Source organism: Mesorhizobium sp. WSM4828 (assembly GCF_055811175.1).
On sequence record NZ_JBVVQK010000122.1, the window covers coordinates 1 to 338 of the forward strand.

1 pseudogene is annotated in these 338 nt (G+C 66.3%); it reads right to left on the reverse strand.

Going from position 1 to position 338, the window contains the following annotated elements:
• Window positions 1-215: pseudogene (locus tag AC0L2X_RS32585) on the reverse strand (NAD(P) transhydrogenase subunit alpha); the annotation flags it as partial.
• Between the last annotated feature and the right edge of the window lie 123 nt (window positions 216-338).

Consider the following 338-nt stretch of genomic DNA (forward strand, 5'->3'; position numbering starts at 1 on the left):
GTCACCGACCAGACGACGTAGTAGCCGACGAAGATCGCCAGGACAAAAATGGCGAAGCGGAAGACGAAGGGATCGATGGCGCCGCCGGACAGCGCGTGCGCGGCGTCGCCGGCCGCCTCAGTGCCGGGAGCGACGGCAAGGTTCTGCACGGCGAGCCGCACGGCAGCTGTCGCCTGGTCGAGCTGGTCGAGGGCTTTCTGCAGGGTCTGATCCATCATGCGATCCCTCCGGTGGTCTTGGGCTTCCTCGAAGCGGCCGTTTTCTTCGCAGCCGGCTTCGCCGAAGCCTCGGCAACCATCGTCTTGGCCGGAATGGCCGGCGGTTCGACATGTTGGCCC